Below are 16,030 nucleotides of genomic sequence, written 5' to 3'. Positions count from 1 at the left end.
TGGGGTGGAGGTGGGTGGTTCAGCGAGCGCGCAGCAGGTCGACCGGCACGTGCGCCTCGACGATGCCGCGGCGCTGCCAGGTGTAGGTGACGAGGAGCGCGTCCTGCGTGAGAGCGGCCGCGGGATAGGAGTACTCGCCGACGCCGCTGGTCATGACGCCGTCGTCCGCGGGTGCGAAGCCGCCTCCGGTCGGGAGCGGGGACGACGGCGTGAGGCCCGGCCGGTCGTCGACCGCCGTCCGGCCGTCCTCGACCGTGACGGCGTACCGCCACGTGGCCCCGTCGTCCTCCGAGACCGAGACGACCAACGGGCAGCGGGCACCCCAGTCGGCGGACACCGGGTTGTGGACGCACGCGACGCGGCCGTCGCCGAGGGCGACGACCGTGAGCCCCGAGTTGTTGTTGGGCAGGTCGACCGGCTCGGCCACCGACCACGTGCGCCCGGCATCGGACGACGAGGACCGCAACGCGTGGCCCTCGGTGCTGCGCAGCAGCGCGTGCACCGCGCCGTCGCGCCCCTCCCAGAGCGCCGGCTGGATCGCCCCGGCACCGCGCAGGCGCGACCGGTCGAGCGGGATCGGTGCCGCCTGCCAGGTCGCACCACCGTCCACGGAACGGTCCACGAACGGCGACCATCGGGGGTCCTCCCCCCAGGCCTCCGTGGAGCCGGGGGCCAGCCACGCGCCGTCGGGCAGCAGGAGCGGCGGGTTCTTCACGGGGCCGCGTCCGCCGACGTCGCCCGGGACGAGCTCCACGGCGACGGACCACGTGCGGCCGGCGTCGACCGACCGGGACACCCACGTCGACCACGTGGAGATGCGGGGACCGCGCCGGACGAAGAGCCGGACCGCCCCGTCCGGCCCGGTCGCCAGCACGGGGTTCCAGTGCGCGACGGGCGCCGGCAGCACGATCTCGGGCTCGTGCCAGGCGCGGCCGTCCGGGCCGCGGCCACGGCGCGCGAGCCAGACGCGGTTGTCGTCCGAGCCCTCCCGGGTGCCGGCGAACCAGGCGACGAGCACCTCGTCGCCGACCACGAGCACGCTCGACGCGTGCGCCTGGACCCAGCCCGGGTGGTCGACGGCGACGAACGACCGTCGGACCCCCGCGGTCACGGCCAGGGCGGTCCCGGTCACCGGACGCTCCCGCTCGACTCCTTCTCGCGCGCCTCCGCCTCACCGGAACCCTGCCGGCGGGACGCGCGGGCACGAGCGATGATGGGCGTGCCGAGCCCGATCAGGGCGAGCACGAGCAGCACCGCGGAGATCGGCTGCGTGACGAGCGAGGACGGCCCGTCGATGAGCAGCGCCCGGCGCAGGTTGGCCTCCGCGAGCGGGCCGAGGAGCAGCCCGAGCACGACCGGCCCGGCAGGGAAGCCGGTGCGCTTCATGAGGACGCCGAGGACCCCGGACCCGAGCATGACCCAGACCGTGTACATGTTGTTGGTCGTCGTGTAGGTGCCGACGACGCAGAAGATGAGGATGCCGGCCCACAGGTAGTGCCGCGGGAGGTCGAGCAGCCTCACCATGCCGCGCATGCGCACGAGGCTGATCCCGAGGGACAGGACGGTCGCGAGGATCATGATCGTCGCGATGGTCACGACGAGGTCGGGGTTGTCGGTGAAGAGCGACGGTCCGGGCTGCAGGCCCCAGATCACCATCGAGCCGACCATCACGGCCATGACCGAGTCGCCCGGGATGCCGAGCGCCATGGTCGTCGTGAGGGACCCGCCGAGCGTCGCGCTCGACGACGTGTCCGCGGCGGCGAGACCCTCCAGGGATCCCTTGCCGAACTTCTCCGGCTGCTTGGACAGCCGCTTGGCACGGTCCCACCCGATGAGTCCCGCGATGTCGCCACCGGCCGCGGGGACCACGCCGACCACCGTCCCGATGACCGAGCCGAGCGCGAACGGCTTGCGCATCTGCTTGAGCTCGCCGCGGGTCGGCCACCACCGGCCGAGCGCCGAGATCGGCCGTACCGACTGCTCGCGGTGCGTGAGCAGCTGGTCGAACAGCTCGGCGATCCCGAACAGGCCGATGATGACGGCGATGAACGGCAGGCCCGAGTTCAGGTCGTTGACCCCGTAGACGAAGCGCTCGTCCCCCGTGATCGGGTCCCGGCCCACGGTCGCGATCGCGAGGCCGACGATCCCGGCGATGACGCCCTTGAGGATCGACTTCGAGGAGATCGAGATCATGACGGTGAGGCCGAACACGACGAGCGCGAACATCTCCGCGGGCCCGAACTCGAGCGCGATCTGCGCGATCGGTCGTGCGGCGACGAGGAACACCGCCATCGACACGAGGATGCCGCCCGTCGTCACGAACGACGACGCGACCAGCGCGAGGCCCGCCTTGCCCTGCTTCGCGAGCGGATAGCCGTCGAGGGTCGTCGCGATCGCGGCCGGCGTGCCGGGGGTGTTGACGAGGATCGAGGGGATGCGGTCGCCGTAGTTGGCACCGACGTAGATCGTCAGCAGCACCGCCAGGCCCTGCACCGGCTCGAGCGTGAGCGTGAACCCGGAGGCCAGGGCGACGGCCATCGAGCCCGTCACACCCGGGAAGGCACCGACGAGCGTGCCCACCAGCAGACCGGCGAGGAGGCAGACCAGCACCGTCGGGTCGAGCAGCGGGGAGAGTCCGTCGACGAGGACGTTCACAGCGGCACCTCGAGAAGCGTGTGGAAGAGGAGGTAGATGAAGGCGGTCGTCAGGACCGGGAAGCCGATCAGCGTGCGCCAGCCGCGTCCCCCGAACAGGAGGATCAGGGCGAGCAGGTAGATCGGCGTGGCGACCAGGAAGCCGACGAGCGGCCAGAGCAGGAGGTACCCCACCGTGAGGGCGACCGACGCGCCCAGACGGACGTAGCCGGTGCGGGTCGTCGCCTCGAGATCACCGCGGTCCGACGGACGGACGAGGGCGACGACGAGGAGCGCGACCGCGAGCACGGCGCCGACGGTGCCGAGCAGCTCGGGCCACCAGCGCGGGTCGATGCCGCCCGTCTCGGTCCGCAGCTCGATGCGCCGGGCCAGGAACGCCAGCCCTGCCAGCAGGACGAGCGAGACCAGGGCGGAGGCGACCTCGAGCCGGCGCGACGGCGGCGCCGGCGGTGCGGGGTCCGGGTCGGTGGGCGCGCCTGCCCCGAGATCGGGCCGGGCGGTCGCGTCGGACGCGGGGCCCGCGGTGGGCTCCGGGTCGGCGAGGGGCACCGCCCCGTCCTGCTCGGACGGGGCGGCACCGCCGTGTGCGCTGCGTGCGGAGGTCATCAGCCGTTACCGAGCAGCGTCCCGAACCGGTCGTACTCCGAGTTCACGAAGTCGGTGAACTCGTCGGCGGACTTGTAGACGACGAGGTTGCCCGACTTGGTGACGGTGTCCTCGAAGCCCTCGGACGTCGCCGCCTCCTCGATGCCGGACTCGAGCGTCGAGCGCACGTCGTCCGGCAGACCGGCCGGCGCGTAGATGCCGCCCCAGCCGCCGAACTCGAGGTCCTCGTACCCTGCGTCCGCCGCGGTCGGGACGTCGGGCAGGTCCGGGTACGGCTCGTCGTGGAAGACGGCCAGAGCCTTCACCTGGCCGTCGTCCACCGCGGCGGACACCTCGCCGGCGCCGGCGACGGCCGCGTCGACCTGACCACCCACGGCCGCGGCGAGCGCCGGGGCGCCGCCGTCGAAGGGCACGGGGTCGAGCTGGGCGCCCGTCGCGTCCGCGAGCCCGAACGCCGCGATCTCCCAGATGGAGCCGGCGCCCGAGTTCGCGACCGAGAGGGACTGGTCCTGGCCCGCCTCGACGAAGTCCTCGAGGGTGTCGTACGGGCTGTCGGCGGGGACGACCAGCACGCCCGGGGCGAGCATGATCTGACCCAGGAAGTCGTAGTCGGCCGGGTCCACGTCGTAGCCCTCGTGCCCGAGCATCGAGATCTCGACGGGTGAGAAGCCGATGGTGTAGCCGTCGGGCTCTTCCCCGGCGACGTACTGCATCGCCGTCGAGCCGGACGCTCCCGGTCGGTTCTCGACCACGATCGACACGCCCAGGACGGGCTCGAGCTCGGTGGCGAGCGCGCGCGACGTGAGGTCGGAGCCGCCACCGGCGTCGGCCTGGACGATCAGCGTCACGTCGTCCTCCGGGAAGTCCGCGGAGTCGCCTCCGCCTCCCGATCCGGTGCTGTCCGAGCAGGCGGCGAGCGCGAGGCCGGAGACGGCGAGCGCCGCGCCGACCGTGAACGTGCGGGTGGTACGTCGGGTCATGTCGTGTCAACTCCCTTGTCGGTACTGCAGAACGTCTGGTGGTGCTGCGTGCGCGCTGCCCTGCGCGACGCGGGACGGGTCAGACGCCGGCGTCGGCGTCGGCGACGAAGCGCGAGTAGGCCGCGAGCATGCGTCGGTGCGACCCGTCGAGGTGCTCCTCGAGGAGCGCGATGGCCGGGGACGGTTCACCGGCCCGGATCACCCGGAGCAGATCGACGTGGTCGTCGTAGGTCGGCACCAGGTCGCGGTCCTCGGCGTTCGTCACGGCCAGCATCCCGGCGAACGTCGGCCGGTACTGCTGCCAGATCGCCTCGAGGCGGCGATGCCCCGAGGCGGAGTAGAACGCCGAGTGGAAATCGAGGTCCGCGGTCGCGAACGCCTCCGGGTCCTGCTGCTGCGCGCACGCCGCCATCCGCTCCAGCGCCGAGGTCGCCGCCACGTAGTCGACCACGGGCTCGGCCATGCACAGACGCACGGCCTCGAGCTCGAGCAGGCGGCGCAGCAGGTAGAGCTCCTCGATGTCGTCGAGCGCGAGCCCGATGACGAAGACCCCGCGCCGGCGGGACCCGACGAGGCCCTCGGTCTCGAGCTGGCGCAGCGCGTCCCGGACAGGTCCTCGGCTCACGTCGAACGTCTCGGACAGCTGGGCCTCGACGAGGTGGGTGCCGGCACGCAGCTCGCCCGTGATGATGAGCCGACGGAGGTGGTCGACCACGTGCTGACCGAGCGCGGGCGTCGGTCGGACGCTGAGCGCCGTGCGGCGCCACTGGTCGTCGGTGATGCTCACTCGGACCTCCTCGTCCATGTGTAATCGATTACTGCTAACGGTTAACCGTCAACATAGGCCATCACCCCGCAGGACGCAAGACCCCCTCGAGCCGGCCCCGGGAGCCCGTGACCCGCCGCGGCGCCATCGGTGCGATCGGTGCCATCGGCGGCCCCGCCGCCCGCGTGCGCCACACTGGTCCCGCACCCCGACCGCCGGAACCCCGAGGAGGCCGCCAGTGACCCGCATCGTCGACGTCGCCCGCCGTGCCGGCGTGTCCACCGCCACCGTCTCGCGCGTGCTCAACGGCAAGAGCGTCCGACCCGAGCTCGTCGCCGCGGTACGCGCCGCCGTCGACGAGCTCGACTACGTCCCGGACCGCACGGCGCGCTCGCTGCGGCGGCGGTCGAGCGACGTCGTCGCGCTCGTGCTGCCCGACGTCGAGAACCCGTTCTTCACCGCCGTCGCGCGCGGAGTCGAGGACGTCGCGCAGGAGGCCGGGTTCTCCGTCGTGCTGTGCAACACCGACGACGACCCGGCCAAGGAGGCGCGCTACCTCGCCGTCGCGGAGCACGAGAACATGGCGGGGGTCGTCATCGCGGCCGCGTCCGCGAGCCCGGCGCTCGCGGGCCTGCTGGCGCGCCGTCGTGCCGTCGTCGCGGTCGACCGGGCCGTTCCCGACGCCGTCGACCAGGTGACGTTCGACAACGTCGCCCTGGGCCGGCGTGCGGCCGGCCTGCTGGTCGAGCGGGGCTTCCGGCGCATCGCCTGCGTCACGGGCCCGCGCGCGACGACGACCGCCGTCGACCGCGCGACGGGCTGGCGGCTCGCGCTCGACGACGCCGGCCTCGTGCCGAGCGACGACCTGCTCGTGCACGCGAACTTCCGCGTCGACGGCGGGTACGCCGCGACCTCGGAGCTGCTCGCGCGCCCGACCGCGCCGGACGCGGTGCTCGCGACCAACAACCTCGTGGGCGTGGGGGCGCTGCGCGCCGTCGCCGACCGGCACCTCGACCTCGCGGCGTCGGGCGCCGCAGGGGGGACCTCCGTCGGCGTGGGGATCGTGGGCGACCTGCCGTTCGCGACGTCACGGACCGACGACGTCGCGCTCGTCCCGCTCAGTCCGCGCGGGCTCGGCACCACGGCGGCGCGCATGCTGCTGGAACGCCTCGACGGCCTGGACGTCGCGCCGCGCCGCGTCGTCCAGGACGGTGCCGCGCCTCCCGGCGGGACATCCGCGGGCTTGCACCTGTAATCGATTACTGCCACGCTGACCGGACGGGCGCCCTCGGCCCCCGACGACCTGTCAGCACCCCCTCGCCGGAGCGGACCGCGGTGCTGACGACCGGAGAAGGAGCAGACATGTCCACCGCCGCGTACACCGTCCCCGAGCTCGCGCCCGAGCCGCAGGCACCCGAGCGCACCGTCTACCTGATCGCGTCCGGCGACCTGCGCGAGTCCGCGAACGTCGCGGGCTGGCCGACGCAGGTCGCGCTCGAACGCGTCCTGACCGACGCGTTCGCGGCGAACGGCTGGAAGGTGGTCCGCGCCAACGAGGTCGACCCCGCCACGGGCCACGGGTTCATCAGCTCCCAGCGCATGGGTCTCGACGTCTTCGCCACCATCCCGCCCGACGCACCGCTCGTCGTCGCCGAGGCCGTCTGGCAGTACAGCCACCACGTGCTCGCCGGGCTGCGCACGCACCGCGGTCCGGTCCTGACCGCGGCGAACTTCGCGGGCGACTGGCCCGGCCTCGTCGGGCTCCTCGGTCTCAACGCCGGCATGACGAAGATGGGCCGGGACTACTCGACCGTGTGGACCGTCGACGGGACCGACTCCTGGTTCCAGGACGCCGTCCGTTCGTGGGTCACCACGGGCACGATCGAGCACGACGCGTCGCACGTCCACCCGCTCCCCGCGCTGCCCGCGTCCCCCGAGCAGCAGCTCGGCGAGGCGCTCGCCGCCCAGCTCCGGCGCGAGAAGGCGATCATCGGCGTCTTCGACGAGGGCTGCATGGGCATGTACAACGCGATCTTCGACGACGAGCTGCTCAACGGGCTCGGCATCTACAAGGAGCGGCTGTCCCAGTCGGCGCTGTGGGCGGAGATGCAGCGCGTGAGCGACGCCGAGGCCGACGACGTGCAGCGGTGGCTCGAGGACGCGGGGATGACGTTCCGCCTCGGGACGGACGACGCGACCGAGCTCACCGGCGCGCAGCTGCGCTGGCAGCACAAGATGTACGTCGCGGCGCTGCGCATCGCGGACGACTTCGGCCTCGACGCCGTCGGCATCCAGTACCAGCAGGGCCTCAAGGACCTCTCCCCCGCGTCCGACCTCGCCGAGGGACTGCTCAACAACGTGCAGCGCCCGCCGGTCCGGTCCCGCGACGGCGAGCGCGTGCTCTGGGACGGGCAGGCGTTCCCGCACTTCAACGAGGCCGACGAGGGCGTCGCCGTCGACGCCCTCGTGACGAACCGCCTGTGGACCGCGATGGGGCTCGACCCCGCCACCACGCTGCACGACGTGCGCTGGGGCGAGGAGTACGACGGGCAGTTCGTCTGGGTCCTCGAGATCTCCGGCTCGGTCCCCGCCTCGCACCTGGAGGGCGGCTACGCGGGCGCCGAGGGCTGGCGGCAGGACCCCGTGTTCTTCCCGGCAGGCGGCTCGACCATCAACGGCGTCTGCCGACCGGGCGAGATCGTGTGGTCCCGCGTCTACATCGCCGACGGCGTCCTGCAGGTCGACCTCGGTCGCGCCTCGGTCGTCTCCCTGCCAGCCGAGGAGACGCAGCGCCGCAAGCAGGCCACCAACCCCGAGTGGCCCATCATGCACGCCGTCCTGCACGGCGTGAGCCGCGACCAGTTCATGGCCCGCCACAAGGCGAACCACCTGAACGTCGCCTACGCGCCCGACGCGGAGACGGCGGACCGTGCGCTCACGGCGAAGGCCGCGCTCTTCGCCGGCCTCGGGATGCCCGTCCACGTGTGCGGCGAGACCACGCTGACGCGCTGAGCCGGGGCAGAGCGCTCACGACACGTCGCGCCCGGCGGGGTGGAACGAGAGGACCACCTCGCCGGTCGTGCTCCCCTCGACCCCGTGGACCTCGTCGAGGTGCAGCAGCCCCGCGCCGTGCAGGTCGATCGCCTCGCCCTCGTCCACGACGACGACGTCCTCCCCGCGGGGCGACCGCAGGGCGAGCTGCACGAGCGCCCGTCCCTCCCGGACACCGATGCGCATGATGCCGACCCTGACGTCGGCGAACCGCGGCTGGGACCCCTGGCTCGCGCGCACGGCGCGCAGCTCCTCGGCGTCCTGCCGGTCGTCCTGCTCGTGCATGCGTGCTCCTATCGTGTGGACGGGACCGAGTAGACGGAGTCGAAGTTCTCGTCGTACTCCTGCTGGGTCAGCCAGAGGTCACCGATCTTGTTGCTGCCGTCCGCCTGTGCGTGGTCGCCCGGACCCCACGGGTTGATGACGTGGACCATGAGCTCGCCGTCGTGCTCCTCCACCCGGTCGACGATGTAGGCGTGGTTCGGCACGATCCGGTCGTCGTCGGTCTCGTCGTCGAACGGCCACCAGGTGTCGTCGCCCTCGGTCCCGAGGGCGACGGGGCCGTCCGCGAGCCTGTCGCGGAGGTCCTCGAGGTCGCTCTCGCCCGTGCTGGACGCCTCGGCCCCGGTGATGGCCTCGAACGCGTCGCTCGAGTAGCCGCCGTCGAGGTCCTCGTACTCGCCGCCCCAGTACTCGGCGGCGGCCTTCTCGTAGATCGACACCCAGCTCGGGTCGCCGTCCGGGTCCATCGCCCCCTGGGAGGCGACCTCCGGTTCGACCGTGATCTCGACGGGCTCGCCGTCCTTGTACATCGTCACGGTCCAGGTGCCGTCGTCGTTGCGACGCATGTGGTCGCGGATCCACTGCGGGTCGTGCAGCGCGACGGCGCCGAGCCCTGCGAGCAGCCAGCAGTCGCCGAGCGTCTGCTGGTTGATCTGGTTCGGGTCGAGAGCCTCGTCGTCGAGCGGCACGTCGTCGGGGACGTCCACCCACGGCCCGTAGTCGCCGACGTCCGGGTTCCCAGGGAGGTCCTCCCCGCCCCGGTCGCCGCCGTGCCCTGGGCCTCCGGGTCCGCCCGGTCCGCCGGGTCCTCCTCCCGAGGACGTGGAGTCGGTGCTCGTGCGGTCCTGCGCGTCGGCGTTCGTGCGCACGGTCGTGGCGGTGTCCGTCAGGAGGTCGGCGCACCGGGCCAGCAGCCCCGCGTGCTGCCCCGACCAGACGGAGCGGAACCCCTCGCCGTCGGGCCCGGTCCAGCCCACCGCCGAGACCGCGCCGTCGACCGCGGCCCGCGCCTCGTGGAGCCGCGCCGCGGCCGCGGAGATCGTGGCCGCGAGACGTCGCAGCTCGGCGACGTCGGCGCCGTACATCCCGTTCATCCGTCCCCGTCTCCTGCCGTCCGGCGGGCCCGGCCGGTCGTCCTCGACCGGTCCGCGGGCCGTCCCGAGAGTAGCGAGCACGGTCGACGGCGACCATGGGGAGTTGTCTCCGTCCGCGCACGGGCGCCGGCTGCTAGGTTCGGTCTCGCACCCACGACGACGACGACCGGGGACCACGTGCCGCACCGACACCGCGCCCGCCGCGGCCCCGCCCTGCTCCTCGCCGTGCCGCTCGCCGTGCCGTTCGTCCTGTCCGTCGCGGCCTGCGACGACGACGAACCGGCGACCCTCGACCCGGTCGTCGCGCTCGAGACCTACACGCCCGTCCAGGACGAGCTCGTCGCCGCGCTCGACGGAGAGGCGGCCTGGGAGTCCGACGACGACGCGCACCTGTCCGGCGAGGCCGGCACCTGCACGCTCGTCCTGCCGCGCGCGACGTCCGCGCAGCACCTCGCGTCGTCGGGCGCGGACCTCGCGGAGGTCGCCGCAGCGCTCGACCCCGTCCTCGACGAGCACGGGTTCTCCGCGCTCGGGGACGCCGAGGCGGTCGACGGCGGCGCCGTCGAGGCGGTCGCGACGGACGACGCCGGCGCCGTCGTCACGGTGTCGGCCGAGCAGACGTCGGCGCTGCGCCTCACCGTCCCGGTCACGCCCGACGCGTGCGACGGCGAGGGGACGTCCCCCGTCCCGACGTCCTGACCGCCCCGGCGACGACGAGCGCACCCAGCAGGGCCCCGGCGGTGTTCAGCACGACGTCCTGGACCGTGGGCACCCGGCCCGGCAGCAGGTTCTGCGCCAGCTCGATCACCGCGGACAGCGCGGCGCCGGCGAGCGTCACGAGCCCGACGGCACGCCACGCCCCGAGGGCCGGCGTGCCCCGCCGGGCGGCGGACCCCAGCAGCAGCGGGAGGCCCAGCAGACCGAACGGCCCGAACATCACGACGTTCGCCGACGCCTCGAGCACGGGCAGCGTCAGCGGAATCCCCAGACCCTGCAGGACGTCGAGCGTCGCCGTCGCCCAGCCCGGTGCGTCGGTCGACTGCGGCGACGGCCACAGCGTGACGACGAGGACTGCCGCGAGGTAGACGGCGAAGATCCAGGTCAGTGGGCGCACGCGCACAGCGTACGGGCGTGCCCTGCGGCCCGGGCCGCCACGAGCCGCACGACCACGAGGCCTGCACGCATCCCACTCCGTTCGCCGCCCCCGCGCGCGTGGTCGGGCGGTCCTGTGTTGGATGATCGCCATGGTCACCCTCGGATTCCACGCGTCCCACGAGCAGGTCCCACCCGGACCCCTGCTCGCCGCAGCACGCCGAGCGCAGGAGGTCGGCTTCGACGCCGCGATGTGCTCCGACCACCTCGCGCCGTGGAGCGAGCGGCAGGGCGAGTCCGGCTTCGCGTGGTCGTGGCTCGGCGCCGCGCTCGCCACGACGGACCTCCCGTTCGGCGTCGTCACCGCGCCCGGTCAGCGCTACCACCCCGCCATCACCGCGCAGGCGATCGCGACGCTCGGCTCGATGTTCCCGGGCCGGTTCTGGGCCGCGCTCGGCTCGGGCGAGGCGATGAACGAGCACGTCACGGGAGACCCGTGGCCGCACAAGGCGGACCGCGACGACCGGCTGCGCGAGTGCGTCGAGATCATCCGCGCGCTGCTCGCGGGCGAGGAGGTCTCCCACCGCGGGCACGTCACCGTGGACCGGGCGCGCGTGTGGTCGCTGCCCGACGTCGCGCCCCGCCTCGTCGGGCCGGCGGTCACGCCGGCGACGGCCCGCCGCCACGCCGAGTGGGCCGACGGGCTCGTCACGGTGAACCAGCCGGTCGAGTCGCTGCGCCGCGTCGTCGGCGAGTACCGCGACGCGGGCGGGCGCGGAGCGCTGGCGCTGCAGGTGCACGTCGCGTGGGGCGCGGACGACGAGGCGGCGTTCGCCGTCGCGCACGACCAGTGGCGCTCCAACCTCCTGCCGCCGAGCGTGAGCTGGCACCTGGAGACGCCCGAGCAGTTCGACGCCGTCGCCGCGCTCGTGCGGCCCGACGAGGTGCGCGGGACGGTCCTGGTCGAGCACGACGCGCAGCGCCTCGCCGACCGCGTGGCGCAGCTGGCCGCGTGCGGCTTCGACGAGGTGTACGTCCACCACGTCGGCCGCGAGCAGGACGCGTTCCTCGACGCCGCGGGCGACGCGCTGCTGCCCGCGCTGCGCGAGGCGTGCGGCGGCACGGACGACGACACGGCCACGGCGGACGCGCGGACCGAGGTGCCCGCATGAACGTCCGCGACACGGGCGACCTGTGGTGGAAGAACGCGGTCGTGTACTGCCTGGATGTCGAGACCTACATGGACTGGGACGACGACGGCGTGGGCGACTTCCCCGGTCTCCTCCAGCGGCTCGACCACCTCGCCGACCTCGGCGTCACGTGCCTGTGGCTCATGCCGTTCTACCCGACGGCAGAGCGCGACGACGGCTACGACGTGACCGACTTCCTCGGCGTCGACCAGCGCCTGGGCGACCTGGGCGACGTCGTCGAGCTCGTGCGCACGGCCCGCGACCGCGGCATCCGCGTGATCATCGACCTCGTCATCAACCACACCTCGGACCAGCACCCGTGGTTCCGTTCGGCCCGCCGCTCGACGAGCAGCCCGTACCGGGACTTCTACGTGTGGCGCTCCGACGAGCCGCCGCCCACGAAGGACCAGGTGGTGTTCCCCGACCAGGAGGACGCGATCTGGACCCTGGAGGAGAAGACGGGCGAGTGGTACCGCCACCGCTTCTACTCCACCCAGCCGGACCTCAACACCGCGAACCCGCAGGTGCGCGACGCGATCGCGAAGACCATCGGCTTCTGGCTCGAGTTGGGGGTCTCGGGATTCCGCGTGGACGCCGTGCCGTTCGCGCTCGCGGACGCGGCGGCGACCCCCGGCGACGCGATCGAGGACCCGCACGACATGCTGCGCGCCCTGCGGGCGTTCCTCGGCCGCCGGTCCGGCGACGCGATCCTCATGGGCGAGGTGAACCTGCCGTACCTCGACCAGGCGCGGTTCTTCGGCGACGGCGACCCCGGCGACGACGACCCGGGCGGGAGCACCAGCACCGAGCTCACCATGCAGTTCGACTTCAACGGCATGCAGGCGCTGTACCTGGCGCTCGCCCGGCAGGACGCCGGCCCGGTCGCCGCCGCGCTGCGCGAGCGCCCGCCCGTCCCGCACGACACCCAGTGGGCGACGTTCGTGCGCAACCACGACGAGCTGACCCTCGACAAGCTGTCGGACGACGAGCGCGCCGAGGTCTTCGCGGCGTTCGGGCCCGACGAGGCCATGCAGCTCTACGGGCGCGGGCTGCGGCGTCGGCTCCCCCCGATGCTCGACGGCGACCCTCGCCGCGTCCGCATGGTCTACTCGCTGCTGTTCTCCCTGCCGGGCACGCCCGTGCTGTTCTACGGCGAGGAGATCGGCATGGGCGAGAACCTCGACGCACCGGGGCGGATGGCCGTCCGCACGCCGATGCAGTGGTCGGCGGGGAAGAACGGCGGGTTCTCGGCGGCGCCGGCCCGGCGGCTCGCGGGCCCCGTGCCCGACGGGGGGTACGCGCCCGAGCACGTGAACGTCGCCGACCAGCGCCGCGACCCGGACTCGCTGCTGTCGTTCGTCCGCCTGCTCGCGCACCGCTACCGCGCGTGCCCCGAGCTGGGCTGGGGCGACGCGCAGGTCCTCGACCAGCCGGAGGCGTCGGTGCTCGCGCTGCGCACCACGTGGCAGGACGCGTCGATGGTCTCGCTGCACAACCTGTCCGCCGAGCCCGCGGTGGTGCCGCTGTCCCTCGGCGACCTGCCCGACGGCGCACGGCTCGTCGACCTGCTCGACGGCGACGACGTCGAGCCGGCGCGGGACGGGTCGGCCGAGGTGCGGCTCGACGGCTACGGGTACCGGTGGCTGCGGATCACCGACCCGTCCTCACGACGTCTGCTCTGAGACCGCTCTGCGACCGCTCTGCGGCCGGAACGGCTCAGCGACGCTCGCCGGTCGGCTCGTCGGGGCCGACCGGCGGGCCGGGCGAGGCGGGCTCGCCCGGGACCGGGTCGCTCGGACGCGGCTCGGCGGGGGACGGCTCGCGGGGCGTCGACGGGTCGGGCGGGGGGCCCGGCGACGTCGGCTCCAGCGGCGCGCCCGGCTCCGTGGGTCCGGCCGGGCCGGCCGGGTCCGCCGGGTCGCTCTGGTCGGCGAACGTGCTCCGCTCGTCCGCGGGCAGACCGGTGAAGTTCGGCTCGTCCGGGGCAGTTCCCGGATCGGGGATCGTGGTCATGCGGCACCTCCCTGTGTTCCTTCGACAGTAGGCTCCCGGGCGCCCGCTCGCCCGACCGGCACGGACGTGCGCAGTCCTACGCTGTTCCCGTGACCTCGTTCGCCTCGGACAACTACTCGCCCGCCCATCCCGACGTCCTGGTCGCGCTCGCCGCCGCGAGCGCCGGCCACGAGCCCTCCTACGGGGCGGACCCGTGGACGGCCCGCCTGCAGGAGGTGGTCCGCGAGCAGCTCGGGCCCGACGCCGCCGCCTACCCCGTCCTCACCGGTACGGGCGCGAACGTGGTGGCGCTCATGGCGATGCTGCCGCGCTGGGGCGCGGTCGTCGCGAGCGAGCACGCGCACCTGAACACGGACGAGAACGGCGCGCCGGAGCGAGTCGGCGGGATCAAGGTGCTCCCGGTCCCGGCACCGGACGGCCTGCTCACCCCTGCCGCGGTCGAGCGCTACGCCGACGACCTGGGCGACCCGCACCGCGCGCAGCCGCTCGTCGTCTCGCTCACGCAGTCGACAGAGCTGGGCACGGTGTACGGACCGGACGAGATCCGCGCGGTCGCGGCCGCCGCGCACGCCCGCGGCCTGCGCGTGCACCTCGACGGGTCGCGCCTCGCGAACGCGGCCGCGGCGCTCGACGTGCCGCTGCGCGCGCTGACGACCGACGCCGGCGTGGACGTGCTGTCGTTCGGCGGGACCAAGAACGGCATCGCCCTCGGTGAGGCCGTCGTGGTGCTCGACCCGTCCGCGGTCGACGGCGTCGAGTTCGTCCGCAAGGCGACGATGCAGCTCGCGTCGAAGATGCGCTACGTGTCCGCGCAGCTCCTCGCGCTGTTCGAGCCGGTCGGCGAGCCGGTCGGCGAGCCGGTCGCCGAGACGGGCGAGGGCGCGGACGGCGACCCGCTGTGGCTGCGCAACGCGCGGCACGCCAACGCGATGGCGGCCCGGCTCCGGTCGGGGCTCGCGGCGTCGGGCGTCGCGTTCACGCAGCCCACCCAGGTGAACGCGGTGTTCGCGACCCTGCCCCGCGACGTCGCGGCGACGCTGCGCGCACGGCACCGGTTCTACGACTGGGGGCCGGGCGAGACCTCGGACCGCGTCGAGGTGCGCTGGATGTGCGCGTGGGACACGACCCCCACGGACGTGGACGCCTTCGTCGCCGACGTCCGCGCCGAGCTCGCGACCGCGGACCCGGCCCCCACGACGCAGGCCCCGGCCGCGCCGGCGTCCCCTCTCGGCGGACCGGTGTCCTAGCCCGGCGGGAGGGCCGCGGCCAGCGCACGGGCGACGGCGGGGGTCGCCAGGTAGCCCGCGGGGTGGTCGCCGTCCAGCAGGACCGCGGCGGCGTGGTGGCCCGGTGCGTCGTTCGCCACGACGAGGTCCTCGACCGGGTACGAGCCCGGCGCGAGCGGGAACGCGTCCGGGCCCAGGTCGTGCACTGCGAGCGCGTCGCGGGGGTCGCGCGCCGCGACCCAGCGACGCACCGGCGCGGGCACGCGCAGGGGTGCCCGCGCCGCGAGGACGTCGCGGATCGCCCGGATCGCGAGGGGCGACCCGAGGGTGAGGAACAGCGGCACGTCCCAGGCGTCAGCGCCGGCGTGCTCGCGCAGGACCGAGTACGCCACGACCGATCCCAACGAGTGCCCGACGACGACGGCCGGCTCGTCCGTCGGCATCGCCGCGGCCACCGCGTCGTCGATCACGGACCGCACGTCGTCGTCGTGGACGTAGGCCCACACGTCGCGCACGAGCAGCACGAGGACGCCCGCGCTCAGACCGGGGACGTGGTCGAGGGCGGCCAGCAGCGCGTTGACCCACGCGCCGAGGTCGAGACCGCCGGGTCGCAGGTCGGTCCCCAGCTCCTGCACGTCCACCCCGCCTGCCATCGGGTCGGCCGTCGTGCCGGTCGTCGCGCCGGCCACCGCGAGCGCCCGCGCACGGTCGTCGTCCGGGCCGAGGGCGCCGAGGACCTCCGCGGCGACGGCGCCGAGGAACGCGAGCTCGTCGGCGGGCAGGTCGGTGGCCCGGTGGTGGCCCGGCACGACGTCCGCAGCCGGCAGGGCGTGGACCGTCACGGGCGGCGCCGCGCCGCCACCGCGCGCGAGCGCCGCGAGCGTGTCGCCGTAGTAGACGAACGTCGCGTCGTCGTCGGTCAGCCCGCGCGGCTCCCCCACGCCCGCGAGGCCCGCGGCGAGGACCGTGCGCCACGTCCGCTCCAGCCCCTCGGGGTCGAGCCCCTGGTTGTCGCGTCCGTGGAGCAGAACGAGGCGGGTCACGCGGACGAACCTACCCGTGCCCGCCGCCGCGTG

The 16,030-nt window shown here is 74.0% G+C and carries 16 protein-coding genes; 6 read left to right on the top strand and 10 right to left on the bottom strand.

The window, feature by feature from the left end:
- Positions 1-19: 19 nt before the first annotated feature.
- The 5 genes from IF651_RS05970 to IF651_RS05950 all read right to left on the bottom strand — a co-directional run bounded on the left by IF651_RS05970 (position 20) and on the right by IF651_RS05950 (position 5,027).
- Entirely contained in the window at positions 20-1,132 is a 1,113-nt protein-coding gene (locus IF651_RS05970) for an exo-alpha-sialidase (RefSeq protein WP_191828171.1), read from the bottom strand.
- Positions 1,129-2,655 (bottom strand): tripartite tricarboxylate transporter permease, encoded by a 1,527-nt coding sequence (locus tag IF651_RS05965; protein WP_191828170.1) that lies wholly within the window; start codon positions 2,653-2,655, stop codon positions 1,129-1,131. Before IF651_RS05965 ends, IF651_RS05970 begins: the two co-directional genes overlap by 4 nt.
- Complete coding sequence (locus IF651_RS05960) at positions 2,652-3,260, bottom strand: tripartite tricarboxylate transporter TctB family protein (RefSeq protein ID WP_191828169.1); 609 nt, start codon at positions 3,258-3,260, stop codon at positions 2,652-2,654. The genes IF651_RS05965 and IF651_RS05960 overlap by 4 nt, the downstream gene beginning before the upstream one ends.
- Positions 3,260-4,240 carry a Bug family tripartite tricarboxylate transporter substrate binding protein gene (locus IF651_RS05955; protein WP_191828168.1) on the bottom strand — a complete coding sequence of 327 codons (981 nt, stop codon included), beginning with the start codon at positions 4,238-4,240 and terminating at the stop codon, positions 3,260-3,262. The genes IF651_RS05960 and IF651_RS05955 overlap by 1 nt, the downstream gene beginning before the upstream one ends.
- A gap of 79 nt (positions 4,241-4,319) precedes the next feature.
- Positions 4,320-5,027 carry an FCD domain-containing protein gene (locus IF651_RS05950; RefSeq protein WP_206715167.1) on the bottom strand — a complete coding sequence of 236 codons (708 nt, stop codon included), beginning with the start codon at positions 5,025-5,027 and terminating at the stop codon, positions 4,320-4,322.
- A gap of 217 nt (positions 5,028-5,244) precedes the next feature.
- Between IF651_RS05950 and IF651_RS05945 the strand changes: the two genes are divergently transcribed.
- Together IF651_RS05945 and IF651_RS05940 are read left to right on the top strand one after the other, a co-directional pair.
- Complete coding sequence (locus IF651_RS05945) at positions 5,245-6,261, top strand: substrate-binding domain-containing protein (RefSeq protein ID WP_191828166.1); 1,017 nt, start codon at positions 5,245-5,247, stop codon at positions 6,259-6,261.
- Between the two features lie 107 nt (positions 6,262-6,368).
- Positions 6,369-8,018 carry a fucose isomerase gene (locus tag IF651_RS05940; protein ID WP_191828165.1) on the top strand — a complete coding sequence of 550 codons (1,650 nt, stop codon included), beginning with the start codon at positions 6,369-6,371 and terminating at the stop codon, positions 8,016-8,018.
- 15 nt (positions 8,019-8,033) lie between these two features.
- On the opposite strand, the gene IF651_RS05935 is transcribed toward IF651_RS05940, so the two are convergent.
- Together IF651_RS05935 and IF651_RS05930 are read right to left on the bottom strand one after the other, a co-directional pair.
- Positions 8,034-8,342, bottom strand: coding sequence for a hypothetical protein (locus IF651_RS05935; RefSeq protein ID WP_191828164.1), 309 nt, complete (start codon positions 8,340-8,342; stop codon positions 8,034-8,036).
- 8 nt (positions 8,343-8,350) lie between these two features.
- Entirely contained in the window at positions 8,351-9,433 is a 1,083-nt protein-coding gene (locus IF651_RS05930) for a C2 family cysteine protease (RefSeq protein ID WP_191828163.1), read from the bottom strand.
- 177 nt (positions 9,434-9,610) lie between these two features.
- Here IF651_RS05930 and IF651_RS05925 point away from each other — a divergent pair, with 177 nt between their 5' ends.
- Positions 9,611-10,132, top strand: a complete 522-nt coding sequence (locus IF651_RS05925) for a hypothetical protein (RefSeq protein ID WP_191828162.1) — start codon at positions 9,611-9,613, stop codon at positions 10,130-10,132.
- Here IF651_RS05925 and IF651_RS05920 read toward each other — a convergent pair.
- Complete coding sequence (locus IF651_RS05920) at positions 10,080-10,547, bottom strand: VanZ family protein (protein ID WP_191828161.1); 468 nt, start codon at positions 10,545-10,547, stop codon at positions 10,080-10,082. The genes IF651_RS05925 and IF651_RS05920 overlap by 53 nt on opposite strands.
- Before the next feature lie 130 nt (positions 10,548-10,677).
- Here IF651_RS05920 and IF651_RS05915 point away from each other — a divergent pair, with 130 nt between their 5' ends.
- Positions 10,678-11,697 carry a TIGR03885 family FMN-dependent LLM class oxidoreductase gene (locus tag IF651_RS05915; protein WP_191828160.1) on the top strand — a complete coding sequence of 340 codons (1,020 nt, stop codon included), beginning with the start codon at positions 10,678-10,680 and terminating at the stop codon, positions 11,695-11,697.
- A complete protein-coding gene (locus tag IF651_RS05910) occupies positions 11,694-13,397 on the top strand; it encodes an alpha-amylase family protein (protein ID WP_191828159.1) in 1,704 nt (567 codons plus the stop codon). The genes IF651_RS05915 and IF651_RS05910 overlap by 4 nt, the downstream gene beginning before the upstream one ends.
- A 34-nt stretch (positions 13,398-13,431) precedes the next feature.
- Here IF651_RS05910 and IF651_RS05905 read toward each other — a convergent pair whose 3' ends face one another.
- Positions 13,432-13,728: a hypothetical protein gene (locus IF651_RS05905; RefSeq protein ID WP_191828158.1), complete on the bottom strand. Its 297-nt coding sequence runs from the start codon at positions 13,726-13,728 to the stop codon at positions 13,432-13,434.
- A gap of 89 nt (positions 13,729-13,817) precedes the next feature.
- Here IF651_RS05905 and IF651_RS05900 point away from each other — a divergent pair, with 89 nt between their 5' ends.
- Positions 13,818-14,975 (top strand): threonine aldolase family protein, encoded by a 1,158-nt coding sequence (locus tag IF651_RS05900; RefSeq protein WP_338403799.1) that lies wholly within the window; start codon positions 13,818-13,820, stop codon positions 14,973-14,975.
- On the opposite strand, the gene IF651_RS05895 is transcribed toward IF651_RS05900, so the two are convergent.
- On the bottom strand, positions 14,972-15,997 hold the full coding sequence (locus IF651_RS05895; RefSeq protein WP_191828157.1) for a hypothetical protein: 1,026 nt from the start codon (positions 15,995-15,997) through the stop codon (positions 14,972-14,974). The two genes, IF651_RS05900 and IF651_RS05895, sit on opposite strands and share 4 nt — an antisense overlap.
- Positions 15,998-16,030 lie beyond the last annotated feature (33 nt).

Source organism: Cellulosimicrobium arenosum, from assembly GCF_014837295.1.
Taxonomy (GTDB): Bacteria; Actinomycetota; Actinomycetes; order Actinomycetales; family Cellulomonadaceae; genus Cellulosimicrobium; species Cellulosimicrobium arenosum.
Note: the sequence above shows the minus strand (reverse complement) of the source record. Positions and strands in the feature narration are given on the sequence as shown.